Source organism: Shinella sp. HZN7 (assembly GCF_001652565.1).
GTDB classification, from domain to species: domain Bacteria; phylum Pseudomonadota; class Alphaproteobacteria; order Rhizobiales; family Rhizobiaceae; genus Shinella; species Shinella granuli.
This window is the reverse complement of sequence record NZ_CP015736.1, coordinates 2,596,556-2,622,722: the sequence shown is the minus strand read 5'-3', so window position 1 is coordinate 2,622,722 and position 26,167 is coordinate 2,596,556. Positions and strand designations below refer to the sequence as shown.

The window sequence follows — 26,167 nt, the reverse complement described above, 5'->3', positions numbered from 1 at the left end:
AATTGGGGCTTTGCCATGGTTCGGCCATATCTGCCGCTGAACGCCTTCCGCGCCTTCGAGGCCTCCGCCCGCCATCTCAGCTTCACGCGGGCGGCGATCGAGCTGAATGTCACGCAGGCTGCCGTCAGCCACCAGGTCAAGAGCCTGGAGGAGCAACTGAACGTCGTGCTCTTCAAGCGCCTGCCGCGCGGGCTGATGATCACGGCGGAGGGGGAGAGCCTGCTGCCCGTGTTGCGCGACAGTTTCGACCGCATGGCCGATGCGGTGGAGCGCTTTCGCGGCGGCCATGTGCGGGAGATCCTGACGGTCGGCGCCGTCGGCACCTTCGCCGTCGGCTGGCTGCTGCCGCGGCTCGCCGCGTTCCGCGAGCGCCATCCCTTCGTGGAGGTGCGGCTGTCCACCAACAACAACCGCGTCGACCTTGCCGCCGAGGGGCTCGACTTCGCCATCCGCTTCGGCGCCGGCGCCTGGCACGGCACGGATGCGGTGCGCCTCTTCGATGCGCCGCTCTCCGTGCTCGCCATCCCCGCTGTCGCGCGCGATCTCCGGGAGCCGGCGGACCTGCTCGGCCTGACGCTGCTGCGCTCCTACCGCCGCGACGAGTGGACCCGCTGGTTCGAGGCTGCCGGCCTGCCGCGCACGCCGCCGCCGCAGAATGCCATCGTCTTCGACACCTCGCTCGCCATGATGGAGGCCGTGCTTCAGGGCGCCGGCGTCGGCCTTGCCCCACCGCTGATGTTTTCACGCCTTCTGGCGGCCGGTGCGGTCGTCCAGCCGTTCGAGACGAGCCTTGCGCTCGGAAGCTACTGGCTGACCCGCCTGCAATCACGCAGCCTCACCCCCGCCATGGCCGCCTTTTCGGCCTGGCTGGCCGAGGCGGTGGCGCAGGAGGGGCTGGGCTAGGTTTTCACGCCCGGCATGACCAGCACCTTCACCTCGCCCGGCCGCGGCGGGTTGGCGACGGCGTCCGGCAGGTCGTCGAGGCCGATACGGCGGGAGATAAGGCGGTCGACCTTGATCGTGCCGGAGGAAATCAGCGCCGCGGCGCGGCCATGGGTGAAGGGGTTGAGGAAGGAGGTGAGGATTCTCACCTCGCGGAAGAGCAGGTCGAAGGGCTCGAATTCCACCGTCTCGCCCTGCGGCAGCACACCGAGGACGACGACCGTGCCGCCGTTGCGGGCAAGCTTCGGCGCCTCGGCCACGGTCTCGGCAACGCCCGCGCATTCGATGACGACATCGGCGCCGCCGGGCAGCAGGCCGTCCTTGCCCGCTATGCCCTCGATGGTGGTGCCACTGCCCGGATCGAAGGAATGGGTGGCGCCGATCGCCTCGGCGAGTTTCCGGCGCACGGCCTGACGGGTGACGAGGATGACGGTGGTCGCGCCGGCAAGGCGGGCGAGCTGCACGACCAGCATGCCGATCACCCCGCCGCCCAGCACCACGACGGTGCTGCCGGGTTCGATGCCGGCCATGTCGGTGCCGTGCAGGCAGCAGGCGAGCGGTTCGCAGAAGGCGCCGTGTTCCGGCGGCAGCGAGAGCGGCAGTTGATAGGCCTGCTTCTGCGGCACCAGCACATAGTCGGCAAAGCCGCCGTCGCGGTGGATGCCGATCGCCTGCAGGTTCTCGCACAGATTGATGCGGCCGCGCCGGCATTGCGCGCAGCGGCCGCAATGGATGTTCGGATCGCCGGTGATGCGCATGCCGGGGTGGACATCGATGACGGCCTTGCCGACGGCCTCGACGATGCCGGAGAATTCATGGCCGAGCGTCACCGGCGGCCGGCAGGGAAAATCGCCGTGGAAGAGGTGGCGGTCCGTGCCGCAGATGCCGGCCGCCTCGATCCGGACCAGAAGATCGTCCGGGCCGGGCTCCGGCTTTTCCACCGTGCGTACGAAGAATTCGCCGATCGCCTCCAGCCGCGCCGCTTTCATGCCGTCCTCCCGTTCTCCTCCGGGAGATAGGAGCCGCAACGGCGCGGCCGGTCAAGGCCAGCCCGTCTTCACGTCGGGTTGCTAGAGTTTAACCCCAGCGGGTGCGCACGGCTTCGGCGCGGCTGCGGCTGACCGGCACTTCCTGCCCGTCCTTCAGGAGGATCGCCAGCCGGCCCTCCGCGCGCAGCAGCCTGTCGACATGGGCGTCGGCCACGAAATGCGAGCGATGCACCCTGAGGCCCGGCGTGTCGCCGCATTCGGCCAGCGCATCGGAAAAGCGCAGCAGGATCAGCTCGTGGCCGCGGCTCGTCGTCACCTGCGTATAGTGGTCGGCGACCGTCATGTGCAGGATGGGGCCGCGGTTCTCCGGCCTGAGGCGACGCAGCAGGGGGATTTCGGCCCGGTCTTCCGGAGCCCTGGTCGGCGGCGCTGCGGTGGACAACGCCTCGGCCTGCCTGCTGCCCATCGTCATGAAGGTGAGCGCGCAGAACAGCGCCGAGAGGAGAAGCCCCGTGGCGATGCTTTCGGCGATCCTTGTCGGGGTGGGCGTGCCGCCGAAGGTCATCAGGCTGATGGCCTCGGTCGCGAGCCCCACCGGCACGCCGGCCACCAGCGTGCCGAGTGCCATGCGGGCGAGGAGGCCCGGCACCCTCTGCCGGAAGAGCGTATTGACGGTGACGATGGCGAGGACGGCGATGCCCCAGGCGACGGCGTGCAGCACGAGCCAGAAGCCGAGCCGCGGCACGCTCGCCAGCCGCTCGGCCGTGCCATAGGGGCCGGTCACCCAGAAGATCAGCACGACCGCACCGAAGGTCGCCCAGAAGCGCGGGGCGCTGAGGAAGACCTGCAGTTCACGAAGCGCCGATTGCAGGAGGGGGCGTTCCACGAAGTTTTCCGTCCGTTCGGGCCAAAGCGTTTGAGGCGGCCCGATCAATGGCCGAAGACGATGGCGAATTCAACCGTCCCGGAGCCCCCCCCATGACCCTTGAGCCGCTTCTCTCCGCCCCCTTTGCCGTAAAGTTCCATGTCGCCACCGTCCTGCCGGCGGCGGTGCTGGGGGCCGTCCTGCTCGCCCGCCCCAAGGGCACGCCCGCCCATCGCCGCCTCGGCAAGGTCTGGCTGCTCCTGATGGTGCTGACGAGTTTTTCGACCTTCTTCATCCACGACCTGAAGACGGTCGGCGATTTCAGCCCGATCCATCTGCTCTCTATTTATGTCATCATCGGCAGCGCCCTTGCGATCCGCGCCGCGCGCCGCCGCGATATCCGCGCGCACCGCGCCCATGTCGCGGGCATGTATTTCGGCGGCATCGTCGTTGCCGGGCTTTTCACGCTGCTGCCGAACCGGGTGATGGGCGCGATGATCTTCGACGGTGCCTCGGACCTTGCGAGTGTGCTCGCGGCGGCCGTCGTCAGCGCGCTCTTCGTTGCGGCCGGGGCCCTTGCGGCGCGCCAGGCGGGCTGGACGGCTCGTTTCGAGGCGGTTTTCCGGCGGCGCTGAGGCCCCGCTTTTCGTTTTGCATGGCGGCGCGGCAGGCCCTATAAGTCTTTGCTGAGGAACGAATTCATGCGGTGAGCGTTCGTCGGCAATCAATTCGGGGAAATGCGCCATGGAATGGAAGGGTCGTCGCCAGTCGGGCAATATCGAGGACCAGCGCGGAGCCGGTCCTTCGGCGGGCGGGCGCAATCCGTTCGGCCGCGGCAATGGCGGTTTTCGCATTCCGATGGGCAGCGGGCGCCGCGCCGGCGGCGGCATGAGCATCGGCACCATCATCTTCCTCGTCGTCATCTATTTCGTCTTCAAGGCGATGGGCATCGACCTGTTGCAGGTCATGGGCGAGGGCGGCGGGCAGGTCAGCATGCCGGGCTTCGAGCAGACCGAAAGCGCAAGCCGCCGCGCCTCCCCGCAGGAGGAGGAGACCAAGGCCTTCATGGCGACCGTTCTTGCCGAGACGGAGGATACCTGGAACGGCATCTTCCAGGCGGCCGGCGAGCGCTACGAGGAGCCGAAGATGGTGCTCTTCTCGGGCTCCGTGCAGTCGGCCTGCGGCTTCGCATCGGCGGCCTCCGGTCCGTTCTACTGCCCGGGCGACCGCAAGGTCTATCTCGACATGAGCTTCTTCGACGAGCTGGCAGGCAAGTTCGACGCGTCCGGCGATTTCGCGCAGGCCTATGTCGTCGCCCATGAGGTCGGCCACCATGTGCAGAACCTCACCGGCGTCCTGCCGCGCTTCAACCAGCAGCGCCAGCGCATGAGCGAGGTGGAGGCCAACCAGATGTCGATCCGCGTCGAGCTTCAGGCCGACTGCTATGCCGGCATCTGGGGCAAGTATACCGAGCAGAAGGGCCTCCTGGAGCGCGGCGACCTGGAGGAGGCGCTGAACGCCGCCACCCAGATCGGCGACGACACGCTGCAGAAGCGCATGCAGGGCTATGTCGTGCCGGAAAGCTTCAACCACGGCACGTCCGAGCAGCGCCGCCGCTGGTTCAAGCGCGGCTTCGACACCGGCCGGGTCGATGCCTGCGACACGTTCAGGGGCGATGTCTGACGGAAGCGCCGGCGGCATTGCCGCTGTCGGCGATCTTCAGGTCTTCCTCGACGATCAGGGCATATTTGGTCGCGTGCGTCAGGGCTATGGCGAGCGCGACGGCGAGCATCGGCACGGCGATTGCCAGATTGCCGCACAGCTGCCAGAAGAACGGCCGGTGCACCACCTTCACCCAGAAGAGAAGCGCGACCGGCAGGCCGCCGAAGACCAGCATGTGAACGGCAAGGGAGAGCGGCTGGAAGGACGTTCCTGCTCGGAAGACGCCGTCCTCGTCCATGAACCAGGCCGCCGCCGCCGCGAGAAGCAGGAGCGCCGCGAAGAGCGGCTTCATCACCCGTTTCCAGGAGACCGCGACGCAGGCCGCGATGAAGAGGCAGAGGAACCCGCCCGTCACCAGCGCGAGCGTGCCGGGGCGGGCGCCGAGCAGGGCCCAGCTCTCCATCCAGAAATCGCGGCTGGTGATGAGGAAGAGATAGAGGCCGGTCGCAAGGCTGACTGTCAGGCTGCCGAAGGCGGGCCTTGCGGCGGGAAAGCGGGCCTGAACTGAGCGGGCCTGAGCTGAGCGGCCCTGAACTGAGCGGAATGACATTGCCGGTCCTCGAACGCTGACATGCGGAGGACATATCTTGCCCCGCGCCGTTACCGGCGAATGACAAGCAGCCCCCATCCGCGCGTTTCTCTCACGGGGAAGCTGACAGGTCGCTGACGGCCCCTGCCGCCGCGTTCGAACCGGAAGGATTGGTGCGGGAACGGGGGCCGCTGCCGCGGCAGCAGCCCGCTCCCATGGCCTCAGGCCCGCTTTTCGCTGTCCATATGCGCCAGCGCGGCGGCCGGATAGCGCTCGCCCGCGGCGGCATCCTTCGGCACGGCGGCTTCGATCGCGGCAAGATCGGCTTCCGTGAGCACGACCTGCTGTGCGCCCAGCGCCTCGGCGAGGCGATCGCGCCGGCGGGCGCCGACGAGGGGCAGGATATCGGCGCCCTGCGCGGCGACCCAGGCGATGGCGAGCTGGGCGACGGTGGCGCCCTTCTCCTCCGCGACGCGGCGCAGCGCCTCGACGAGCGCGAGGTTGCGGTCGACATTGCCGTCCTGGAAGCGCGGGCTCAGCGTGCGGAAATCGCCGCCCGTCGTTGCCCCCTTCTGCCAATGCCCGCTGATCAGGCCGCGCGACAGCACGCCATAGGCGGTGATCGCGATGCCGAGCGCCCGGCAGGTCGGCAGGATGTCGTCCTCGATGCCGCGTGAGATCAGCGAATACTCGATCTGTAGATCGACGATCGGATGGACGGCCGCCGCCCGGCGGATCGTTTCCGAGCCCACCTCGGACAGTCCGATATGGCGGATGTAGCCGGCCTTCACGAGGTCGGCGAGCGCGCCGATCGTCTCCTCGATCGGCACCGCCGGATCGAGGCGGGAGGGGCGGTAGATGTCGATATGGTCGGTGCCGAGCCTTTGCAGGGAGTAGGCGAGGAAGTTGCGGATCGCCGCGGGGCGGCAATCGTAGCCGCTCCAGATGCCGTCCGGCCCGCGCAGCGCGCCGAACTTCACGCTGAGCAGCACGTCCTCGCGGCGGCGCTCCTTCAGCGCTTCGGCGATCAGCATCTCGTTGTGGCCCATGCCGTAGAAATCGCCGGTATCGAGAAGGGTGATGCCGGCGTCGAGCGCGGCGTGGAGGGTGGCGATGCTTTCCGCCCGGTCGGCCGGGCCATACATGCCGGACATGCCCATGCAGCCGAGCCCGATGGTGGAAACGACGGGGCCGGTCTTGCCGAGGGTGATGGTCTTCATGGTGTTTCTCCTGTGCGCTGTCTTTCGGTCCATGCTCTTTTACCGCCATCGCCGTTGTGCGATAATCCGATCTCTCTTGAACAAGTCGTGCGGTTTTCCGAACAATGAGCCAGATCCCCCTTGCCGATCTCGATGCCTTCGTCACCATCGCCCGGGTGAAGAGCTTCCGCGCCGCCGCCAAGCTGCGCGGCGTCTCCGCCTCGGCGCTGTCGGAGGCGATGCGGCGGCTGGAGGGGCGGCTCGATCTTCGCCTCTTCAACCGCACGACGCGCAGCGTGACGCTGACGGATGCCGGCGCGCGCCTCCTGGAGCGGCTGGCGCCGGCGCTGGCCGAGGTCGAGGCGGCGATCGACGGGGTGAACAGCCTGCGCGACCGGCCGGTCGGCCGCCTCCGGCTGAACGTGCCGGGCATCGTCGCGCGCTTCGTGCTGCCGCCGATCGCCACGCCCTTTCTCAAGGCCTATCCCGGCATCACGCTGGAGGTCGCGTCCAACGATGCGCTGGTGGATGTGCTGGCGGAGGGTTTCGACGCCGGCATCCGCTATGAGGAGGCACTGCACCAGGACATGATCGCCGTGCCGATCGGTCCGCGCCGGCAGCGTTTCGTCGTGGCCGCCGCGCCCGCCTATATCGAAGAGCACGGGGCGCCGGAACATCCGCGCGACCTGATGGGGCACCGCTGCATCCTGCACCGTTTCGCCAGCGGCCATGTGCTGCCCTGGGTCTTCGAGCGGGGCGAGGAGAAGGTTTCGCTGACGCCGCCCGCCTGCCTGATCTCCGAATCGAACGAGGTGGAGCAGCACGCCGCCCTGGCCGGCCTCGGCATCGTCTTCACCTTCGAGGAATTCCTGGCGCCGGCCCTTTCCTCCGGCGCGCTGCAGGTCGTCATGCCCGGCTGGATCCAGACCTTCTCCGGCCCCTTCCTCTACTATCCGAGCCGCACCCTGATGCCCGCGCCGTTGCGCGCCTTCGTCGATTTCGTGAAGGCGCATCCCTCACCGGAATGAGGCCTTTCATCAGCAAATCGCGATCAAACCATCAAAAATATTGCGATGTTCACGGATTGTTTCGCGGCAGGAAGTGAAATAGAAGTCTTCGCCTGACATTTTTGCCCGCGCATGCCGGGCGTTATCCTTCCAGGGGTGAAGCCATGATCGATGCCAGGTCCACCCGGCGCGGGCTCTTTCTCGTCTTCATGATCATGTTCCTCGACGTGATCGGCATCGCCATCATCATGCCGGTGCTGCCGACCTATCTGCGCGAGCTGACGGGTGACGATATCAGCCAGGCGGCGATCGACGGCGGCTGGCTGCTGCTCGTCTATGCCGGCATGCAGTTCCTCTTCGCACCCTTCATCGGCAATCTCTCCGATCGCTTCGGCCGGCGGCCGGTGCTGCTCGCCTGCATCCTCACCTTTGCCATCGACAATCTCATCTGCGCGCTGGCGACCAGCTACTGGATGCTGTTCGTCGGCCGGGTGCTGGCGGGCATCAGCGGCGCCAGCTTCGGCACGGCCGCCGCCTATATCGCCGATGTCTCCACGGACGAGACGCGGGCGAAGAATTTCGGGCTGATGGGCATCGCCTTCGGCACCGGCTTCGCGCTCGGGCCCGTCATCGGCGGGCTGCTCGGCGAGTTCGGCCCGCGCATCCCGTTCTACGGGGCGGCGGTGCTCGCCTTCCTCAATTTCGTCGCGGCCTGTTTCCTCCTGCCGGAAAGCCTGGAGGCGGCCCATCGCCGCCGCTTCGAGCTTGTCCGCGCCAACCCGCTCGGCGCGCTTCTCCAGATGCGCAACTATCCGGGCGTGCTGTGGGTCGGCCTCGTCTTCTTCTGTTACTGGCTGGCGCATGCCGTCTATCCCTCCGTCTGGTCCTTCGTCTCGGCGCTGCGTTATGGCTGGAGCGAGGGGCAGATCGGCCTGTCGCTCGGCGTTTTCGGGGTCGGCGGGGCGATCGTCATGGCCTTCGTGCTGCCGCGCGTCGTGCCGAGGCTCGGCGAGTTCCGCACGGCCGTCGTCGGCCTCGCCTTCGCCGTGCTCGGCCTTGCCGGCTACGCCGCCTCCGTTCACGGCTGGATGATCTATGCGGTGATCGTGCTGACGGCGCTCGAAAGCCTCGCCGATCCGCCGCTGCGCTCCATCGCCTCGGCCCGCGTGCCGCCCTCCGCGCAGGGCGAGTTGCAGGGGGCGCTGACCAGCGTTTCCAGCATCACGACGATCATCGGGCCGCTGATCTTCACCCAGGTGTTCAGCCACTTCACGGGACCGTCCGCGCCGGTCGTCTTTGCCGGGGCGCCCTTTGCGCTTGCAGCCGTGATGCTCCTGGTGGGCCTCGTGATCTTCGTCGTGAGGCTGCGCGGCGCCGGGGCCGGGCCGAACGGGAATCTCGCGCCGGAACGCGCCTGAAGCGCTTTCAAACGTGACATTTCGACGAAATTTCCGCGCGAAACCGCCTGCGCGGCGCCGCATTCGAGCATTTTTGATGAAATCATCAAATCAATTCGATTGATCGCGGCTGGAAGTTGTGATCCGAAGCGAGGCGAAAGTGAGAACTATTATGCACATGGCACCGCATCGCGGGAACAATGGCTGGGGCGCGCATTTTCGCGCGACCTTTGCCCTCGGCGTACCGTTGATCGGCGCGCAGCTCGCCCAGCTCGGCATTCACACGACCGACGTGGTTATTCTCGGCCGCCTCGGCGCCGCGCATCTGGCGGCGATCGTGCTGTCGAGCGCGTTCTTCTTCACCATCTTCATCCTCGGTTCGGGTTTTGCCAATGCCGTCATGCCCATGGTGGCGCAGGCCTATGGCCGCGGCGACCCGGTGTCCGTGCGGCGCTCCGTGCGCATGGGCATGTGGGTGGTGCTGCTCTATTCCGTGCTGATGATCCCGCTCTTCTACAATGCGGAGAGCATCCTGCTCCTTGCCGGCCAGAAGCCGGATGTGGCGGCGCTGGCCGGCACCTACCTGAAGATCGCCCAGTGGGGCATGGCGCCCGGGCTGCTCTTCATGACGCTGCGCGGCCTCGTCAGCGCGCATGGCCGGGCCGGAATCGTGCTCTATGTCACGATCATCATCCTGTCGGTCAACGCCTTCTTCGCCTATGCGCTGGTGCTCGGCCGTTTCGGCTTCCCGGCGATGGGCATGAAGGGGGCGGCCATCGTCTCGTTCGGCGTCAATCTGCTGAGCTTCGTGCTGCTGACGGCCTATATCCAGTCGCGCCCCGACATGCGCCGCTACGAGCTCTTCGTGCGCTTCTGGCGGCCGGACTGGCTGGCCTTCCACGAGGTCGTCCATCTCGGCCTGCCGATCGGCCTCACCATGCTGGCGGAGGTCAGCCTCTTCAGCGGCGCTTCGCTGCTGATGGGCAATATCGGCACGCTGGAACTGGCGGCCCACGGCATCGCGCTCCAGCTCGCCTCCATCGCCTTCATGGTCCCGCTCGGCCTCGCGCAGGCCGGCACGGTGCGCGTCGGCGTGGCGCATGGTCAGGGCGATCACCTCGGCGTCGTGCGCGCCTCCTGGGCGGTGCTGGCGATCGCGACGGTGATCGCGGTCGGCGGCGGCGTGCTCTTCGCGCTCATTCCCACGACGCTTGCCTCGATCTTCCTCGACAAGGCGGGCGCGGATTCGGCCGCGGTGCTGGCCATCGCCGGCCCCTTCGTGGTGATCGCCGGCATCTTCCAGCTCGTCGACGGCCTGCAGGCGATCGCCGCCGGCCTGCTGCGCGGGCTGAAGGACACGCGCATCCCGATGATCCTCGCGCTGATCTCCTACTGGCCGATCGGCTTCCTTGCCGCCTGGTTCTTCGCCTTCCCGGCCGGCTTCGGCGGCATCGGCGTCTGGTTCGGTTTCCTCTGCGGCCTTTCGGCAGCGTCCATCCTGCTCAACTGGCGCTTCTACCGCCTGGTGACGCGGGGCATGCCAGCCGCCCGGCCGATATGAGGGGGCCGGCGATGACTGGCCCTGGCGTCAGCCTGGAGGAAATCCAGGCGCTCGAAGAAGCACTGCACCGCCCGGAGGTGCGCGGCTCGCGGCCGGCCGTCGAGGCGCTGCTTGCCGAGGGATTCGTAGAGTTCGGCAGTTCGGGCACGGTCTATCGCCGGGCGGAGATGCTCGGTCTCCTGTCTCGGGAGGCGGACGATCCGGCGGACGGAGCGTTGCAGGCCTACGACTACGCCCTGACGTCGATTGCCGAAAGCGCCGTTCTGCTCACCTATCGCACGTGCCGGCGGACGACGGATGGATCGGAACGCCATGTCCTGCGCTCCTCGATCTGGAAACGGGTGGGAGGGCACTGGCAGATGGCCTTTCACCAGGGAACGGTGGTGCCGGGTTCGCCCTGAGTGCCGGAACGAAAAAAGCCCCGGACATCGTCCGGGGCTTTTGTCTGTCGGGGTGGCTCAGGCCCGTTCGGGGATGGCCGCCTCGCCCTTCTTCTCGCGCACCAGGTTGATGAAGCGGCGGAAGAGGTAGTGGCTGTCCTGCGGGCCCGGCGAGGCCTCCGGGTGGTGCTGGACGGAGAAGACCGGCTTGCCGGCAAGGCGCAGGCCGCAATTCGTGCCGTCGAACAGCGAGATGTGGGTCTCTTCCACGCCGTCGGGCAGGGAGGCGGAGGCGACGGCGAAGCCGTGGTTCATCGAGACGATCTCCACCTTGCCGGTCGTGTGGTCCTTCACCGGGTGGTTGGCGCCGTGATGGCCCTGGTGCATCTTCTCGGTCGTGGCGCCGACGGCAAGGCCCAGCATCTGGTGGCCGAGGCAGATGCCGAAGATCGGGATGCCCGTGTCGATCAGCGTCCTGATGACCGGCACGGCATATTCGCCGGTCGCCGCGGGGTCGCCCGGGCCGTTGGAGAGGAAGATGCCGTCCGGCTTCAGCGCCAGCACGTCGTCGGCGCTGGAGGTCGCCGGCATGACGGTGACCTTGCAGCCGAGGCCGGTAAAGAGGCGCAGGATGTTGCGCTTGACGCCATAGTCGAGCGCGACGATGTGGTATTTCACGTCGCCCTCGGCGAGGTCTTCGTAGCCTTCATTCCACACCCAGGGCTTCTCGCTCCAGCGCGAGGACTGGCCGGAGGAGGCGACCTTGGCGAGATCGAGACCGACGAGGCCGCTCCAGGCCTTCGCCTCCGCCTTCAGCGTCTCGATGTCGAAGACGCCGTTCGGGTCGTGGGCGATCACCGCGTTCGGCGCGCCGTTCTCGCGGATCCAGGCGGTCAGCGCGCGCGTGTCGATGCCGGAAAGGCCGATGATGCCGCGGGCCTTCAGCCAGCCGTCGAGATGCTTGGCGGCGCGGTAGTTGGAGGGCTCGGTGATGTCGGCCTTGAAGATCGTGCCGACGGCGCCGTGGCGGGCGGCGGGCGTCAGGTCCTCGATGTCCTCGTCATTGGCGCCGATATTGCCGATATGCGGGAAGGTGAAGGTGATGATCTGGCCGAGATAGGACGGGTCGGTGAGGATTTCCTGGTAGCCGGTCAGCGCCGTGTTGAAGCAGACTTCTGCGGTCACCTTGCCGGTGGCGCCGATGCCCTTGCCTTCGATGACGGTGCCGTCGGCAAGAACGAGCAGGGCGGTCGGCTTTTCGGTGGTCCATGCGGGGGTCGAGGTCATGAGTATCCCGTTTCCGGCGCCGGGCGCCGGCTTGAAAGCCAGGGCGCCGAGCACCATTTAAGAGCGCAGGCAAAGGCGCGCGAAAAACCCGCGTTGGTTCGCCCTGATTGCCAATTTTCGTGCAGGTGCCGGAAAATAGACAAAGCGGATGACGGGGTCAACCGTTGCCTGTGGATTGCGCCGAATTATAAAGCGTTGAAATTCAATTGCTTGCGCAATCCGTTTGCCGGCAGGCCCTTTGCCGGTCTATGAGCATGCACAATCGAACGATGATCGAAGCCCAAGCCGCGCATCCGGCGCCGGCGGCTTCCAATGGAGAAAATGATGCGCGATACGATCGCAAATGCCCTCAAGGATGCACTCAAGGCCAAGGATGCCTGCCGTGTCTCCACGCTGCGCCTGATCCAGGCCAAGCTGAAGGACTGCGACATCGCCAACCGCGGTGTCGGCAAGGGGCCGGTCGAGAACGACGAACTGCTGCAGATTCTCGCCAAGATGATCAAGCAGCGCGAGGAATCGGCCAAGATCTTTTCCGAGAACGGCCGGCCGGAGCTCGCCGCGCAGGAGCGCGAGGAAATCAAGATCATCGAGAGCTTCCTGCCCGAGCAGATCTCCGAGGACAAGATGAAGGACCTCATCGCCGCGGCCATCGCCGAAATCGGCGCGCAGGGCCTGCGCGACATGGGCAAGGTCATGGCCGTGCTCAAGGAGCGCTATCCCGGCCAGATGGATTTCGCCAAGGCCTCCGGCATCGTGAAGGATCTCCTGAAATAGGCCCCCGGCAGCGAGAATTGGTAAGAGGGCGGCTTCGGCCGCCCTTTCTGTTTGGCGGGTGGTTTTTGCGGCGGCACGCATTCCGTGCAATCTGCGGGAACCAAAAGCGCCGAGCGCTGTTATTGTCCAGCAGGAGCCCGACGATGCGGCGAGGACCGCCCATCGGCTCGCCCCGGCGAAGTGCATGAGAATGCCGCCGGATATGGTCTTGCGTTGATGCCCGGCGGCCGCCCAAGGGAGGCCGAGCCGATGCGCCTGATGTTCCTTCTTCCTTTTGCGCCGCTTCTTCTCGCGGGGCCGGCCCTTGCGCATGACGCGGCGAGCGGCTGGCAGTACGAAGCCTTCTGCTGCAACGGCAACAGCCATAACGGCGACTGCCAGATGATTCCGGCGACGACCGTGCGCATCATCGCAGGCGGCTACCGGGTGACCCTGGCGCCCGGCGACCATCGCCTCGCCACCCGCAGCCACATCTTCCTCATGCCGCAGGACATGACGCGCCGCTCGCAGGACGGCGAGTACCATCTCTGTCTCTATCCGACCGAGGACACGCCGCGCTGCTTCTATGCGCCGGACATGGGGTTCTGACGCGCCCTGTGAATTGCTGTGGGCGGGCGACTATCGCTGGCGGTGGGCGCCGCGCATGGTTATATGGACCCCGACCGAGGGACCCATGCGCTTTTCCAATGCCTTCCTAGACGAGATCCGCGACCGCGTCTCCATTTCGGAGGTGATCGGCAAACGCGTGACCTGGGATCGACGCAAGACCAATGTGTCGCGCGGCGACTACTGGGCCTGCTGCCCGTTCCATGGCGAAAAGTCGCCGAGCTTTCACTGCGAGGACCGCAAGGGCCGCTACCATTGTTTCGGCTGCGGCGTCTCCGGCGACCATTTCCGCTTCCTCACCGATCTCGACGGCCTGTCCTTCCCGGAGGCCGTGCAGCAGATCGCCGACATGGCGGGCGTCGCCATGCCCCAGCCCGACCGCGAGGCCGAGCAGCGCGAGAAGGAGCGCACCGGCCTCATCGAGGTCATGGAGATGGCCACCCGCTTCTTCGAGGACCAGCTCCAGACGCCGGCCGGCGCGAAGGCGCGCGCCTACCTGCGCGACCGCGGCCTGACGGGGCGCACCATCGAGACCTTCCGGCTCGGCTATGCGCCGGAAAGCCGCAATGCGCTGAAGGAGTTCCTCGCCGGCAAGGGCGTGCCGAAGGAGGCGATCGAGGCCTGCGGCCTCGTCGTGCACGGGCCGGACATCCCGGTCTCCTACGACCGCTTCCGCGACCGCATCATGTTCCCGATCCTCTCGGTGCGCGAGAAGGTCATCGCCTTCGGCGGGCGCGCCATGTCGCCGGATGCGCCGGCGAAATACCTCAATTCCAACGAGACCGAGCTCTTCCACAAGGGCAACGTGCTCTACAACCATGCCCGCGCCCGCAAGGCCGCGCAGGGGGCGAGCCGCGCCGGGCAGGACGAGAAGACCGCCGGCACTGTCATTGCCGTCGAAGGCTATATGGACGTGATCGCGCTCCACCAGGCCGGCATCGAGAATGCCGTGGCGCCGCTCGGCACGGCGCTCACGGAAAACCAGCTCGACCTGTTGTGGAAGATGACGCCGGAGCCGGTGCTGTGCTTCGATGGCGACGGGGCGGGCATTCGCGCGGCCAACCGCGCCGCCGACCTGGCGCTGCCCTTCATCAAGCCGGAGCGCACCGTGCGCTTCGCGCTGCTGCCCGACGGCAAGGACCCGGACGATCTCGTGCGCCACGAGGGCCGCGCGCCCTTCGACAAGGTGATGGCAGGCGCCCGGCCGCTCGCCGAGATGATCTGGAACCGCGAGGTGCAGGGTGTGAGTTTCGAGACGCCGGAAAGCCGGGCGGCGCTCGAGGCGCGCCTGCGCCAGGTTACCGGCGTGATCGCCGACGAGGATGTGCGCCGCCACTACCAGCAGAACATGCGCGACCGGCTGAACGCCTTCTTCCGCCCCGCGCAGCGGCAGGGCGGCGGCGGCTTTTCCGGCAATCGCCAGGGAAGGGGCGGCGGGCGCGGCGCGCCGCAGGGCACGCCCGTCTCTTCGGGCATTTCCGACCGGCTGGCGCGCTCGGCGCTCGTGCGCGGCGCGCAGGAGCTGCCGGCCCTGCGCGAAAGCGTGCTGGCGCTCACCGTCGTCAACCATCCCGGCCTGCTCTTCAGCGATTATGACGAGATCGCCATCATCGAATACGAGAACCGCGACCTGCAGCGGCTCTGGTCGGCGCTGCTCGGCATCGCCGGCTCCGTCGGCGCCCGGCTGGAGCGCGACCGGCTGGTCGAGGAACTGGAGGCGGCCGGCTTCGACACGCTGTTGCGCGGGCTCGACCAGCAGATCCGCAACTCGCGCCTGTGGACCGCGACGGCGGAGGCCGCGCCCGAGGATGCCCGCGAGGGCTTCCTCCAGGCACTCGCCCTGCACAAGCGCACCCGCGCCCTGCTCTGGCAGCGCCGCGAACTGGAGCGCGAGCTTGCCGTGGCGACCGAGGAAGGCGACGGCGAACGGGTTCCCCAGATCCTGCGCGCGCTGCAGGAGGTGCAGATGGAGACCGTGCGCCTGGAGAACCAGGAGGCCATCATCGAGGGCTTCGGCGTGCTCTCCGGCCGCGTGAAGGGGCCGGCAGGCAAGTAGCCGCCCCCCCGGTCTTCATTCGTCGAAGACGATGGCGAGCTTGTTGCCGACCGGGTCGCGGACATAGGCGGAATACCAGTTGGGGCCGTAGTGCGGGCGCGGGCCGGGGGCGCCTTCGTCCGCTCCGCCATGGGCGAGGGCGGCCGCATGGAAGGCCTCCACCTCGTCATGCGAAGCGGCGGGAAAGCCGATCATGGTGCCGTTGCCGGGGCTTGCCGGCGCGCCGTCGAAGGGCGTGCACAGCCAGAGAATGAAGCCGTCGGGACCGCCGCCTCTGGTGTAGCCGCGCAATCCCGGATAATCCGCCCGCACGGCCCAGCCGATCGTCGCGAGGACGGCGTCGTAAAAGGGCGTGGTGGCCGCGGCGTCCGATGTGCCGAGGGTTGCATAGACATCCATCCCTGCTTCTACCATGTCGATTTTTTGCAACCCTATCTTGAAATCGGAACAAATCAAGAACATTATTGAGCGGTGGACGTCGGCGCGCGGGCGGTTGCCGAACCTTGCCCGCTTGGTCAGAATGGGGGGAACGAAAGTGCACATGATGATCGAAGCCCGACCTTCCACTCCCCTTGCCGCCCTTTTCGATGCGCCGACGGACGATCCGCTCGATGTGCTCAAGCGCGTCTACGGCTATGACGCCTTCCGCGGCAAGCAGCAGGCGGTGGTCGAGCATGTGGTCGGCGGCGGCGATGCCGTCGTGCTGTTCCCGACCGGTGCCGGCAAGTCGCTCTGCTTCCAGATCCCGGCGCTCTGCCGCGCGGGCGTCGGCATCGTCATCTCGCCGCTGATCGCGCTGATGCGCGACCAGGTGGAGGCGCTGAAGCAGCTCGGCGTCAGGGCTGCCGCGCTGAATTCCTCCCTGACGCGCGACGAATTCTTCGCCGTGCGCGATGCCATGCGCGCGGGCGAGCTCGATCTCCTCTACGTCACGCCCGAGCGCATCGTCACGGAGGGCTTTGCCGAGCTCGTCGCCGATGCGCGCATCGCGCTCTTCGCCATCGACGAGGCGCATTGCGTCTCGCAATGGGGCCATGATTTCCGGCCGGAATACCGGACGCTCGGCGTTCTCGGCGAGCGCTATCCCGGCGTGCCGCGCATCGCGCTGACGGCGACCGCCGATCCGCATACCCGCGGCGACATCATCGAGCGGCTCGGCCTCCAGGATGCGGCGGTCTTCACCACCAGCTTCGACCGGCCGAACATTTCCTACGAGATCGCCGAGCGCGACCAGGCGCGCCAGCAATTGCTGCGCTTCCTCTCGCGCCACCAGGGCGAGAGCGGCATCGTCTACTGCCTGTCGCGCGCCAAGGTGGAGGACACGGCCGACTGGCTGAACGCGCAGGGCGTCCGCGCGCTGCCCTATCATGCCGGCTTCGACCGCGCGGTGCGCGATGCCAACCAGGATGCCTTCCTGAAGGAGGAGAACCTCTGCCTCGTCGCGACGGTCGCCTTCGGCATGGGCATCGACAAGCCGGATGTGCGCTATGTCGCCCATCTCGACCTGCCGGGCTCGGTGGAGGCCTATTACCAGGAGACGGGGCGCGCCGGGCGCGACGGCCTGCCCTCCGAGGCCTGGATGGCCTATGGCATGGCCGACGTCGTGCAGCGCCGCAAGATGATCGACGAGGGCGGGGCGGCCGAGGAGATCAAGCGCATCGAGCGCGCCAAGCTGACGGCGCTGCTCGCCATCTGCGAGACGGCCGGCTGCCGGCGCAAGGCGATCCTGGCGCATTTCGGCGAAGGCCATTTCGGTCATTGCGGCAATTGCGATACCTGCCGCAACCCGGTCGAGACCTGGGACGGCACGGAAGCGGCGATCAAGGCGCTCGCCGCCGTCTACCGTACCGGCGAGCGTTTCGGTGCGGCCCATGTCATCGACGTGCTGGTGGGCGCGGTCAACGAGAAGACCGAGCGCTTCGGCCACACCTCCATGCCGGTCTTCGGCGTGGGCAAGGACATTGCCGGGCGCGTCTGGCAGTCGATCTTCCGGCAGCTCCTGGCGGCCGGCCTCATCAGCGTCGACCACGCCGCCTATGGCGCGCTGAAGCTGGAGCCCGAGGCACGCGCCGTCTTCCGCCACGAGCGGCAGGTGCTGCTCCGCAAGGACCGCCCGCCGACGGGGCGCAAGGGCAAGGCCGGCGGCTCGCCCGCCGCTCGCGAACGCTCGAACCTTGCCGGTTCCGACCGCGAGCTTTTCGAATTGCTGCGCGCCGAGCGGCTGTCCATCGCCAAGGATCTCGACGTGCCGCCCTATGTCGTCTTCCCGGACACGACGCTGATCGCGCTCGCCAAGGAGCGCCCGCGCGACCGGGAGGAGCTGCTCGATATCCCCGGTATCGGCGTTTCCAAGCGCGACCGGTTCGGCGATGCCTTCCTTGCCGTCATCGACGAATTCAGCGGCTGATTTTTTGACGCCGCCGCCGGAACGTTCCGGCCCCCTTCGTCCTTGTGTGCGTTCAGGCAAGGAGGACGCTTCGATGAAGGTTACGCAGCATCTCTGGTTCGAGAAGGACATGGAGGCCGCGATCGGCTTCTACACGTCGCTCATTCCCGGTTCCTCGGTCCACTGGGTCTCGTCGCTTCCGGCCGAAACGCCGAGCGGCCCGCCGGGCAGCGTGAAGATCGCCAGCTTCACGCTCGGCGACCAGCGCTACATGGCGATCGAGGCCGGTCCGCTCGATCCGTTCAACCACAGCTTCTCCATCATGGTCGAATGCGAGACGCAGGGCGACCTCGACCGGCTGTGGGACGCGCTGCGCGCCGGCGGCTCGGTGGAGCAGTGCGGCTGGCTGAGGGACCGCTGGGGCCTCTCCTGGCAGATCGCGCCGACGCGGCTCGGCGAACTGATGAGCGATCCGGACCAGGCGAAGGTCAAGCGCGTCACCGAGGCAATGCTCCAGATGGTCAAGCTCGACATCGCGCCGCTGGAGGCGGCCGCGGCGCGGCAAGCCGGATGAGGCGCAGGTCCAGCCGCTACATGCGGACGGTCATGCCACCGTCGACCACCAGCACATGGCCGTTGACGAAGGACGCCGCGTCGCTGGCGAGGAACAGGGCGGCGCCGGCGATCTCGTCGGCGCGGGCCCAGCGCTGGACGGGGATGCGCTGGCGCACGAAGGGCATCAGGCCCTCGTCGGCGGCGAGCGCCGCGTTGGTTTCCGTCGCGAACCAGCCGGGGGCGATGGCGTTGCTGGTGATGCCGTGCGGGGCGTATTCGACGGCCATGCTGCGCATGAGGCCGGTGAGGCCGTGCTTGGCGGCGGGGTAGATGCCGTCGTTCGGCATGGCCACATGGCCGCCGATCGAGGTGATGGCGATCAGCCGCCCGTGGCCGTTGCGCTTCATCAGCGCGGCGGCGTCCCGCGAGAGGCTCGCGGCGGCGGAAAGGTCGGTGCGGATCAGCTCGTCGATGGCCGCGTCGTCCATCTCCGACAGCGGCCGGCGGTCCCGGGCGCCGACATTGTTGACGAGCACGTCGAGCCGGCCGTGGGCGTCCTCGATCCCGGCGAGCACGGCGCGCTGGGCGGCCCGGTCGGCGATGTCGAAGGCGGCGGCGGACGCGCTGCCGCCGGCCGCCGCGATCCTCTCGACCGCCCCGTCGAGCGTCGCGGCCGTGCGGCCCGTCACCACCACATGGGCGCCGGCCTCGGCCAGCGCCTTGGCGATCTCGAAGCCGAGGCCGCGGCCGCCGCCGGTGACGAGCGCCACGCGGCCCTTCTGGGAGAATCTTTCCAGTATCGTCATGGCCACATCCTTTCGCGCCGCCACCGGACAGGGCAAGCGCTGTCCTGTCAACCCTGCGGCCGCCCGGGCTGCGGCAATGCACGACTTTGTCCTTTCGCAAAAAGACGCTATCTCCGGCGCGAAAGGAATTTGCCATGGCCCAGAACATCTACGACCAGCCCGCCTTCTTCGAGGGCTATTCGAGTCTTCCCCGTTCGGTGCATGGCCTTGCGGGCGCGGCGGAGTGGGAGGCGGTGCGCGCGCTGCTGCCGGAGCTTGCGGGCAAGCGCATCGTCGATCTCGGCTGCGGTTTCGGCTGGTTCGCGCGCCATGCGGCGGAGGCGGGGGCGGAAAGCGTGCTCGGCCTCGACCTGTCGGAAAACATGATCGCCCGCGCCCGGGCGGAGACCGCGTCTCCCGCCGTCCGCTACGAGATCGCCGATCTCGACCGGCTGGACCTGCCGGCCGGGGCCTTCGATTTCGCCTACAGCTCGCTCGCCTTCCACTATATCGCGGATTTCGACCGGCTGGTGCGCACCGTCCATGCCGCGCTGGTGCCGGGCGCCTCCTTCGTCTTCACCATCGAGCATCCGCTCTACATGGCGCCGTCCCGGCCGGATTGGGCGGAGGTCGACGGCCGGACGGTCTGGCCGGTCGACGGTTACCTCGCCGAAGGCCCGCGCACGACGGACTGGCTCGCCAAGGGCGTCGTCAAGCACCACCGCACGCTCGGCACGACCCTCAATGCCTTGATCGCCGCCGGCTTTTCCATCCGCCATGTCGAGGAATGGCGGCCGAGCGAGGCGCAGCTTGCGGCGCATCCGGAATGGCAGGTGGAGCTCAACCGGCCGATGTTCCTGCTGATCGCCTGCGAACGATCCTGAAACGGCGAAAAGAGCAGTCAAAACCCTTTACGTTGCTTGCCGCTGCGCTAGAACTATCGCAGTGGAGCAATTCGCCGGCACCATGATCAAAACGACAAGCCGGCGTTTACCGGAAGGGGAGCCGTGCCCATGAAAAGACTGAACCTGCCGGTCGACGGCGCCTGCCGCTGCGGGCGCGTGAAAATCCGCATCAGCGCGCCGCCGATGCTGACCATGGCCTGCCATTGCACCGGCTGCCAGCGCATGTCGGGCAGTGCCTATTCGCTGAGCGCGGCGATTCCGGCCGAAGGGTTTGCTGTCGTCGAAGGCACGCCCGTCGTCGCCGGGGCGACTGCCGAGGCCGGCCATCATTTCTGCCCGGATTGCATGACCTGGATGTTCACCCGGCCCGCCGGGTTCGATTTCTTCGTCAATGTGCGGCCGACCATGCTGGACGAGACCGGCTGGTACAGCCCGTTCATCGAGACCTATACGAGCGAAAAGCTCGCCTGGGCGCAGACGCCGGCCGTGCACAGCTATGAAAAGTTCCCACCGATGGAGGACTACGAGAAACTGATCGGCGCCTATGCGGCGAGCGCGGCCTGAGCCGTCGCCGCCTAAACCTTTCCGTCATTTTCGTGAGTGCGTGCCCATGACCTCCGCCTTCATCGCCCATCTCCAGTCCGAAATCGACGGTCTCAAATCCGCGGGCCTCTACAAGTCGGAGCGCGTGATCACCTCCAAGCAGGCCGGCGAGATCGCCGTCGCCTCGGGCGAGCGCGTGCTGAACTTCTGCGCCAACAACTATCTCGGTCTCGCCGACAGCGAGGAGCTGGCCGAGGCCGGCAAGAAGGCGCTCGACCGCTACGGCTACGGTATGGCCTCGGTGCGCTTCATCTGCGGCACGCAGGAGGAGCACAAGGAATTGGAAGCGCGCATCTCGTCCTTCCTCGGGCTGGAGGACACCATCCTCTATTCCTCCTGCTTCGACGCCAATGGCGGCCTCTTCGAGACCCTGCTTTCCGAGGAGGACGCGATCATCTCCGATGCGCTGAACCACGCCTCGATCATCGACGGCGTGCGGCTCTCCAAGGCGAAGCGCTTCCGTTATGCCAACAACGACATGGCGAGCCTGGAGGAGGAGCTGAAGAAGGCGGAAGGCGCGCGCTTCAAGATGATCGTCACGGACGGTGTCTTCTCGATGGACGGCATCATCGCCAACCTCCGGGGCGTCTGCGACCTTGCGGAAAAATACGGCGCGATGGTCATGGTGGACGATAGCCACGCCGTCGGCTTCGTGGGAAAACATGGCCGCGGCTCGGCCGAGCATTGCGGCGTCGAGGGGCGGGTGGACATCATCACCGGCACGCTCGGCAAGGCGCTGGGCGGTGCTTCCGGCGGCTATACGTCCGGCCGGCGGGAGGTGGTGGAGTGGCTGCGCCAGCGCTCGCGGCCCTATCTCTTCTCCAACACGCTGGCGCCGGTCATCGCGGCCGCCTCGCTCAAGGTGTTCGATCTTATCGACAATGGCGATGCGCTGCGCAAGCGCCTCTATGCCAATGCCGATCTCTTCCGCGCCGAGATGACGACGCTCGGTTTCACGCTTGCGGGCGAGGGGCATCCGATCATCCCGGTCATGCTGGGCGATGCGAGCCTTGCGCAGGAGATGGCCTCGCGCATGCTGGCGAAGGGCGTCTACGTCATCGGCTTTTCCTTCCCCGTCGTGCCGCGCGGCCAGGCGCGCATCCGCACCCAGATGTCGGCCGCCCATAGCGAGGCGGATGTTTGCAAGGCGATTCAGGTTTTCGCCGAGGTCGGGCGCGAACTGGGCGTCATTTGAACTGCCATCTGAATCCCTTGCGGAGATTTCGTCATGTCGAACATGATGCGTGCGCTGGTTAAAGCAAAACCTGAAGTCGGCCTCTGGATGGAGACCGTGCCGGTGCCGGAGGTCGGCCCGAACGACGTGCTGATCCGGGTGAAGAAGTCGGCGATCTGCGGCACGGACGTGCATATCTGGAACTGGGACCATTGGGCCCAGAAGACGATCCCCGTGCCGATGGTCGTCGGCCACGAATTCGTCGGCGAGATCGCCGAGGTGGGGTCCGCCGTCACCAAGTACCGTGTCGGCGAGCGGGTCTCGGGCGAGGGGCACATCGTCTGCGGCAAGTGCCGCAACTGCCGCGCCGGCCGCGGGCATCTCTGCCACTATACCAAGGGCGTCGGCGTCAACCGGCCGGGCTCCTTCGGCGAGTTCGTCGCAATTCCCGAATACAATGTCGTGCCGATCCCCGACGACGTGCCGGACGAGGTGGCGGCGATCTTCGACCCGTTCGGCAATGCCGTGCATACGGCGCTGTCCTTCGATCTCGTCGGCGAGGACGTGCTCGTCACGGGCGCCGGGCCGATCGGCATCATGGGGGCGATGGTGGCCAAGCGCTCCGGCGCTCGGAAGGTCGTCATCACCGACATCAACCCCGTCCGCCTCGATCTCGCCCGCAAGGTCGGCATCGACTACGTCGTCGACGCCTCGAAGGAGGACCTTTCCGAAGTCATGACCGCGATCGGCATGACCGAGGGTTTCGACGTCGGCCTTGAAATGTCCGGCGCGCCGCCGGCCTTCCGCTCGATGATCGACACGATGAACAATGGCGGCAAGATCGCCATCCTCGGCATTGCGCCCGATGGTTTCGGCATCGACTGGAACAAGGTGATCTTCAAGATGTTGACGCTGAAGGGCATCTACGGCCGGGAGATGTTCGAGACCTGGTACAAGATGATCGCCTTCGTGCAGGGCGGGCTGGATCTGTCGCCGATCATCACCCACCGGATCGGGATCGACGATTTCCGCGACGGCTTCGAGGCGATGCGTTCGGGCAATTCCGGCAAGGTCGTCATGGACTGGCACTGAGCCAGGGCGCGCAGGGGCGCGTCGGAACAGGAAGAGGAGGCCTGTCGATGAAATACGAGGGAAGCTGTCATTGCGGCAATGTCGCCTTCGAGGTGGAGGGCGAATTCGATACGGGGCTCGACTGCAACTGTTCGATGTGCCGCCGTCGCGGTGCGCTGCTCGCCTTCGTGCCGCGCGAAAAATTCGTGCTGACGATGCCGCAGGAGAACGTTTCGACCTATATGTTCAACCGCCACGTCATCGAGCATCATTTCTGTGCCAAATGCGGCATTGCGCCCTATGGCGAGGGAACCGATCCGAAAGGGAACAGGATGGCGGCGGTCAACCTGCGCTGCATTCCGGCCATCGATCTGGAGGCGCTGACCATCACCAAGGTCGACGGCCGTTCGTTCTGATCGTACCGCCTGCGAATCGGTTCGGGCAAGGCGCTGGTTTTCGAGGGATCGGGGGCCTTGTCTTTTAGGGAAAGGCTCCTACATGTGGGCTCTATCGCCCGGATCCGCCGACTTTCCTGTCCGCGAACCCGAATCGGAACCTTTTACGGCTTTTTTGCCGGAAAAGCTTGACGTAACCGAAAATTCTGGGAATCACCATTGTTGGCTGAGAAGGAATGGGTACGGCGGATCGGGAAGTCATGTCAATTGTGTTGCTTCGGCAACATCACCACACGCCCGAGGGCCGGGATGTGGTTAATCGGGATTTAATTGTCAATCCGTTAGGTCAGGGACGCTGATTCGCGCTAACGACGCCGGAAGGCGATCGGCGCGGAGCCCCTAACCGCTTGGAAACTGATGCTCAGGAAAGCGACGAAGTAAATGGCGACAAAGGTCAAAGAGAACGAGGAAGTCGAAAACGAACGCGAAGGCGCATCCGACGGCCCACTTCTCGATCTTTCCGATGATGCCGTCAAGAAGATGATCAAGGCCGCCAAGAAGCGCGGCTATGTCACCATGGACGAGCTGAATTCGGTCCTGCCGTCCGAGGAGGTCACCTCGGAGCAGATCGAGGACACGATGGCCATGCTCTCCGACATGGGCATCAACGTCATCGAGGACGAGGACGCCGAAGAGGCGGCCCAGGGCGGTGACGAAGAGGGCGGCGACGAGGACGGCGAGAGCGAGGGCGGCGAGCTTGCCGCGTCCGGCGGCACTGCGCTTGCCACCGCCAAGAAGAAGGAACCGACTGACCGCACGGACGATCCGGTGCGCATGTATCTGCGCGAGATGGGCTCCGTCGAGCTTCTGTCGCGCGAGGGCGAAATCGCCATCGCCAAGCGCATCGAGGCCGGCCGCGAGACGATGATCGCCGGCCTCTGTGAGAGCCCGCTGACGTTCCAGGCCATCATCATCTGGCGGGATGAACTCAACGAAGGCCAGACCCTCCTGCGCGAGATCATCGACCTCGAGACGACCTATTCCGGTCCCGAGGCGAAGGCGGCCCCGCAGTTCCAGTCGCCGGAAAAGATCGAGGCCGACCGCAAGGCGGCCGAGGAAAAGGAAAAGACCCGCAAGCCCCGCGCGGCCAACGACGACGACATCACCAATGTCGGCGGCGACGGCATGCCGCCGGAGGAGGAGGAAGAGGACGACGACGAATCGAACCTCTCGCTCGCCGCCATGGAAGCGGAACTGCGCCCGCAGGTCATGGAAACGCTCGACACGATCGCCGAGACCTACAAGAAGCTGCGCAAGCTGCAGGACCAGCAGGTGGAGGCCCGCCTGCAGGCGACCGGCACGCTCTCGCCCGCCCAGGAGCGTCGCTACAAGGAGCTCAAGGACGAGCTGATCACCGCCGTCAAGTCGCTGTCGCTCAACCAGAACCGCGTCGACAGCCTCGTCGAGCAGCTCTACGACATCAACAAGCGCCTCGTGCAGAACGAGGGCCGCCTGTTGCGTCTTGCCGAGAGCTATGGCGTGAAGCGCGACTCGTTCCTGGAACAGTACAATGGCGCGGAACTCGACCCGAACTGGATGAAGTCGATCGCCAACCTGGCCGCCCGCGGCTGGAAGGAATTCGCCAGGAGCGAGAACACGACGATCCGCGACATCCGCCAGGAGATCCAGAATCTCGCCACCGAGACCGGCATCTCCATCTCGGAATTCCGCCGCATCGTGCACATGGTGCAGAAGGGCGAGCGCGAGGCGCGCATCGCCAAGAAGGAGATGGTGGAAGCCAACCTCCGTCTCGTCATCTCGATCGCCAAGAAGTACACGAACCGCGGCCTGCAGTTCCTGGATCTCATCCAGGAGGGCAATATCGGCCTGATGAAGGCGGTCGACAAGTTCGAGTATCGCCGCGGCTACAAGTTCTCGACCTATGCGACCTGGTGGATCCGTCAGGCGATCACCCGCTCGATCGCCGACCAGGCCCGCACGATCCGCATTCCCGTGCACATGATCGAGACGATCAACAAGATCGTGCGCACCTCGCGCCAGATGCTGCACGAGATCGGCCGCGAGCCGACGCCGGAGGAACTGGCCGAAAAGCTCGCCATGCCGCTCGAAAAGGTCCGCAAGGTCCTGAAGATCGCCAAGGAGCCGATCTCGCTCGAAACGCCGGTCGGCGACGAAGAGGACAGCCACCTCGGCGATTTCATCGAGGACAAGAACGCGCTGCTGCCGATCGACGCCGCCATCCAGGCGAACCTGCGCGAGACGACGACCCGCGTGCTGGCCTCGCTGACGCCGCGCGAGGAGCGCGTCCTGCGCATGCGCTTCGGCATCGGCATGAACACCGACCACACGCTGGAGGAAGTCGGCCAGCAGTTCTCGGTCACCCGCGAACGTATCCGCCAGATCGAGGCGAAGGCGCTGCGCAAGCTGAAGCACCCGAGCCGTAGCCGCAAGCTGCGGTCGTTCCTCGACAGCTGAGGCGACAGAGAGACAAAACGAGCCCCGCGACCGAGAGGTCGCGGGGCTTTTTTGTTTATGGCATCAGGGCACACACCTCTCCTCCGTCATCCTCGGGCTTGACCCGAGGATCCCATGCTACGAACTCAAGCTATGCCGCGAGGCGTGGATCCCCGGGTCAAGCCCGAGGATGACGGAGGAGAGGTGTGTGCCTCGCAGCGCACCTAGGAACTCCTGCCGCGCAAGAAGCCGAACAGCACGCGGGCCTCCTCGGCGCGGATCAAGAAAGGGACGGCGGCGCGCAGCGTCTCGACGGTCTCCCGTCGCCAGCCGTCGAGCGCCGCGACATAGGCGTCCGGGCTGTCCGCCGGTTTTTCCTTGCGCACCCTGCTCTCCTTTAGAAACCGCCGGAGCTTATCGCGAACGGCCGGCAAGGGCGACGGTCTTGGCCTGTGGATGCGGAGGCTTTTGCCGAACACGAGCCGGCCTGCGGATTGCCTCGCT

The 26,167-nt window shown here is 66.6% G+C and carries 26 protein-coding genes; 18 read left to right on the top strand and 8 right to left on the bottom strand.

The features are described from left to right. Positions 1 to 15: 15 nt before the first annotated feature. Positions 16 to 903: a LysR family transcriptional regulator gene (locus shn_RS12600; RefSeq protein ID WP_064330716.1), complete on the top strand. Its 888-nt coding sequence runs from the start codon at positions 16 to 18 to the stop codon at positions 901 to 903. On the opposite strand, the gene shn_RS12595 is transcribed toward shn_RS12600, so the two are convergent. Next, complete coding sequence (locus shn_RS12595) at positions 900 to 1,931, bottom strand: zinc-dependent alcohol dehydrogenase family protein (protein WP_064330715.1); 1,032 nt, start codon at positions 1,929 to 1,931, stop codon at positions 900 to 902. The genes shn_RS12600 and shn_RS12595 overlap by 4 nt on opposite strands. Positions 1,932 to 2,019: 88 nt before the next feature. Further along, positions 2,020 to 2,817 (bottom strand): LytTR family DNA-binding domain-containing protein, encoded by a 798-nt coding sequence (locus tag shn_RS12590; protein WP_064330714.1) that lies wholly within the window; start codon positions 2,815 to 2,817, stop codon positions 2,020 to 2,022. A 47-nt stretch (positions 2,818 to 2,864) separates the two neighbouring features. Between shn_RS12590 and shn_RS12585 the strand changes: the two genes are divergently transcribed. Then, positions 2,865 to 3,431 carry a DUF2306 domain-containing protein gene (locus shn_RS12585; protein ID WP_084437965.1) on the top strand — a complete coding sequence of 189 codons (567 nt, stop codon included), beginning with the start codon at positions 2,865 to 2,867 and terminating at the stop codon, positions 3,429 to 3,431. Between the two features lie 109 nt (positions 3,432 to 3,540). Then, the gene (locus shn_RS12580) at positions 3,541 to 4,479 is read left to right on the top strand and encodes a neutral zinc metallopeptidase (RefSeq protein ID WP_064330713.1); all 939 of its coding nucleotides are present in this window, start codon (positions 3,541 to 3,543) and stop codon (positions 4,477 to 4,479) included. Here shn_RS12580 and shn_RS12575 read toward each other — a convergent pair. Further along, positions 4,463 to 5,068: a phosphoethanolamine transferase domain-containing protein gene (locus shn_RS12575; RefSeq protein WP_064330712.1), complete on the bottom strand. Its 606-nt coding sequence runs from the start codon at positions 5,066 to 5,068 to the stop codon at positions 4,463 to 4,465. The genes shn_RS12580 and shn_RS12575 overlap by 17 nt on opposite strands. 200 nt (positions 5,069 to 5,268) lie before the next feature. Beyond that, positions 5,269 to 6,267, bottom strand: coding sequence for an aldo/keto reductase (locus shn_RS12570; RefSeq protein ID WP_064330711.1), 999 nt, complete (start codon positions 6,265 to 6,267; stop codon positions 5,269 to 5,271). 104 nt (positions 6,268 to 6,371) lie between these two features. Here shn_RS12570 and shn_RS12565 point away from each other — a divergent pair, with 104 nt between their 5' ends. From shn_RS12565 to shn_RS12550, 4 genes are all read left to right on the top strand, one after another. Beyond that, positions 6,372 to 7,274: a LysR family transcriptional regulator gene (locus shn_RS12565; protein WP_064330710.1), complete on the top strand. Its 903-nt coding sequence runs from the start codon at positions 6,372 to 6,374 to the stop codon at positions 7,272 to 7,274. Positions 7,275 to 7,417: 143 nt separating this feature from the next. Further along, complete coding sequence (locus shn_RS12560) at positions 7,418 to 8,671, top strand: TCR/Tet family MFS transporter (RefSeq protein WP_064330709.1); 1,254 nt, start codon at positions 7,418 to 7,420, stop codon at positions 8,669 to 8,671. 151 nt (positions 8,672 to 8,822) lie between these two features. After that, positions 8,823 to 10,211, top strand: coding sequence for an MATE family efflux transporter (locus tag shn_RS12555; protein ID WP_064330708.1), 1,389 nt, complete (start codon positions 8,823 to 8,825; stop codon positions 10,209 to 10,211). An 11-nt stretch (positions 10,212 to 10,222) separates the two neighbouring features. Then, complete coding sequence (locus tag shn_RS12550) at positions 10,223 to 10,612, top strand: DUF4440 domain-containing protein (RefSeq protein WP_064330707.1); 390 nt, start codon at positions 10,223 to 10,225, stop codon at positions 10,610 to 10,612. A gap of 57 nt (positions 10,613 to 10,669) precedes the next feature. On the opposite strand, the gene carA is transcribed toward shn_RS12550, so the two are convergent. After that, positions 10,670 to 11,878: a glutamine-hydrolyzing carbamoyl-phosphate synthase small subunit gene (gene carA / locus shn_RS12545; protein ID WP_064330706.1), complete on the bottom strand. Its 1,209-nt coding sequence runs from the start codon at positions 11,876 to 11,878 to the stop codon at positions 10,670 to 10,672. Positions 11,879 to 12,202: 324 nt separating this feature from the next. Here carA and shn_RS12540 point away from each other — a divergent pair, with 324 nt between their 5' ends. From shn_RS12540 to dnaG, 3 genes are all read left to right on the top strand, one after another. Continuing rightward, complete coding sequence (locus tag shn_RS12540) at positions 12,203 to 12,652, top strand: GatB/YqeY domain-containing protein (RefSeq protein ID WP_145925915.1); 450 nt, start codon at positions 12,203 to 12,205, stop codon at positions 12,650 to 12,652. A gap of 249 nt (positions 12,653 to 12,901) precedes the next feature. Next, positions 12,902 to 13,240 carry a hypothetical protein gene (locus shn_RS12535; RefSeq protein WP_064332577.1) on the top strand — a complete coding sequence of 113 codons (339 nt, stop codon included), beginning with the start codon at positions 12,902 to 12,904 and terminating at the stop codon, positions 13,238 to 13,240. 85 nt (positions 13,241 to 13,325) lie between these two features. Beyond that, positions 13,326 to 15,314, top strand: coding sequence for a DNA primase (dnaG, locus tag shn_RS12530; RefSeq protein ID WP_064330704.1), 1,989 nt, complete (start codon positions 13,326 to 13,328; stop codon positions 15,312 to 15,314). Between the two features lie 15 nt (positions 15,315 to 15,329). Here the strand turns inward: dnaG and shn_RS12525 are convergent, their stop codons facing one another. Beyond that, on the bottom strand, positions 15,330 to 15,713 hold the full coding sequence (locus shn_RS12525) for a VOC family protein (protein ID WP_064330703.1): 384 nt from the start codon (positions 15,711 to 15,713) through the stop codon (positions 15,330 to 15,332). A gap of 145 nt (positions 15,714 to 15,858) precedes the next feature. Here shn_RS12525 and recQ point away from each other — a divergent pair, with 145 nt between their 5' ends. Continuing rightward, positions 15,859 to 17,721: a DNA helicase RecQ gene (gene recQ / locus shn_RS12520; RefSeq protein ID WP_064332576.1), complete on the top strand. Its 1,863-nt coding sequence runs from the start codon at positions 15,859 to 15,861 to the stop codon at positions 17,719 to 17,721. Positions 17,722 to 17,794: 73 nt separating this feature from the next. Beyond that, positions 17,795 to 18,274 (top strand): VOC family protein, encoded by a 480-nt coding sequence (locus shn_RS12515; protein WP_064330702.1) that lies wholly within the window; start codon positions 17,795 to 17,797, stop codon positions 18,272 to 18,274. Positions 18,275 to 18,290: 16 nt separating this feature from the next. Here the strand turns inward: shn_RS12515 and shn_RS12510 are convergent, their stop codons facing one another. Continuing rightward, a complete protein-coding gene (locus tag shn_RS12510) occupies positions 18,291 to 19,061 on the bottom strand; it encodes an SDR family oxidoreductase (protein WP_064330701.1) in 771 nt (256 codons plus the stop codon). Between the two features lie 134 nt (positions 19,062 to 19,195). Between shn_RS12510 and shn_RS12505 the strand changes: the two genes are divergently transcribed. The 6 genes from shn_RS12505 (at position 19,196) to rpoD (ending at position 25,684) form a co-directional block, all read left to right on the top strand. Further along, complete coding sequence (locus shn_RS12505) at positions 19,196 to 19,924, top strand: class I SAM-dependent methyltransferase (protein ID WP_064330700.1); 729 nt, start codon at positions 19,196 to 19,198, stop codon at positions 19,922 to 19,924. Positions 19,925 to 20,053: 129 nt separating this feature from the next. Then, positions 20,054 to 20,509, top strand: coding sequence for a GFA family protein (locus shn_RS12500; RefSeq protein WP_064330699.1), 456 nt, complete (start codon positions 20,054 to 20,056; stop codon positions 20,507 to 20,509). 46 nt (positions 20,510 to 20,555) lie between these two features. Then, a complete protein-coding gene (locus shn_RS12495) occupies positions 20,556 to 21,743 on the top strand; it encodes a glycine C-acetyltransferase (protein WP_064330698.1) in 1,188 nt (395 codons plus the stop codon). 33 nt (positions 21,744 to 21,776) lie between these two features. Continuing rightward, a complete protein-coding gene (tdh, locus tag shn_RS12490) occupies positions 21,777 to 22,814 on the top strand; it encodes an L-threonine 3-dehydrogenase (RefSeq protein ID WP_064330697.1) in 1,038 nt (345 codons plus the stop codon). A 47-nt stretch (positions 22,815 to 22,861) separates the two neighbouring features. Continuing rightward, positions 22,862 to 23,209 (top strand): GFA family protein, encoded by a 348-nt coding sequence (locus shn_RS12485; RefSeq protein WP_064330696.1) that lies wholly within the window; start codon positions 22,862 to 22,864, stop codon positions 23,207 to 23,209. 420 nt (positions 23,210 to 23,629) lie between these two features. Next, positions 23,630 to 25,684: an RNA polymerase sigma factor RpoD gene (gene rpoD / locus shn_RS12480; RefSeq protein ID WP_064330695.1), complete on the top strand. Its 2,055-nt coding sequence runs from the start codon at positions 23,630 to 23,632 to the stop codon at positions 25,682 to 25,684. Between the two features lie 203 nt (positions 25,685 to 25,887). Here the strand turns inward: rpoD and shn_RS35795 are convergent, their stop codons facing one another. Then, on the bottom strand, positions 25,888 to 26,049 hold the full coding sequence (locus shn_RS35795; RefSeq protein ID WP_206362172.1) for a hypothetical protein: 162 nt from the start codon (positions 26,047 to 26,049) through the stop codon (positions 25,888 to 25,890). Between the last annotated feature and the right edge of the window lie 118 nt (positions 26,050 to 26,167).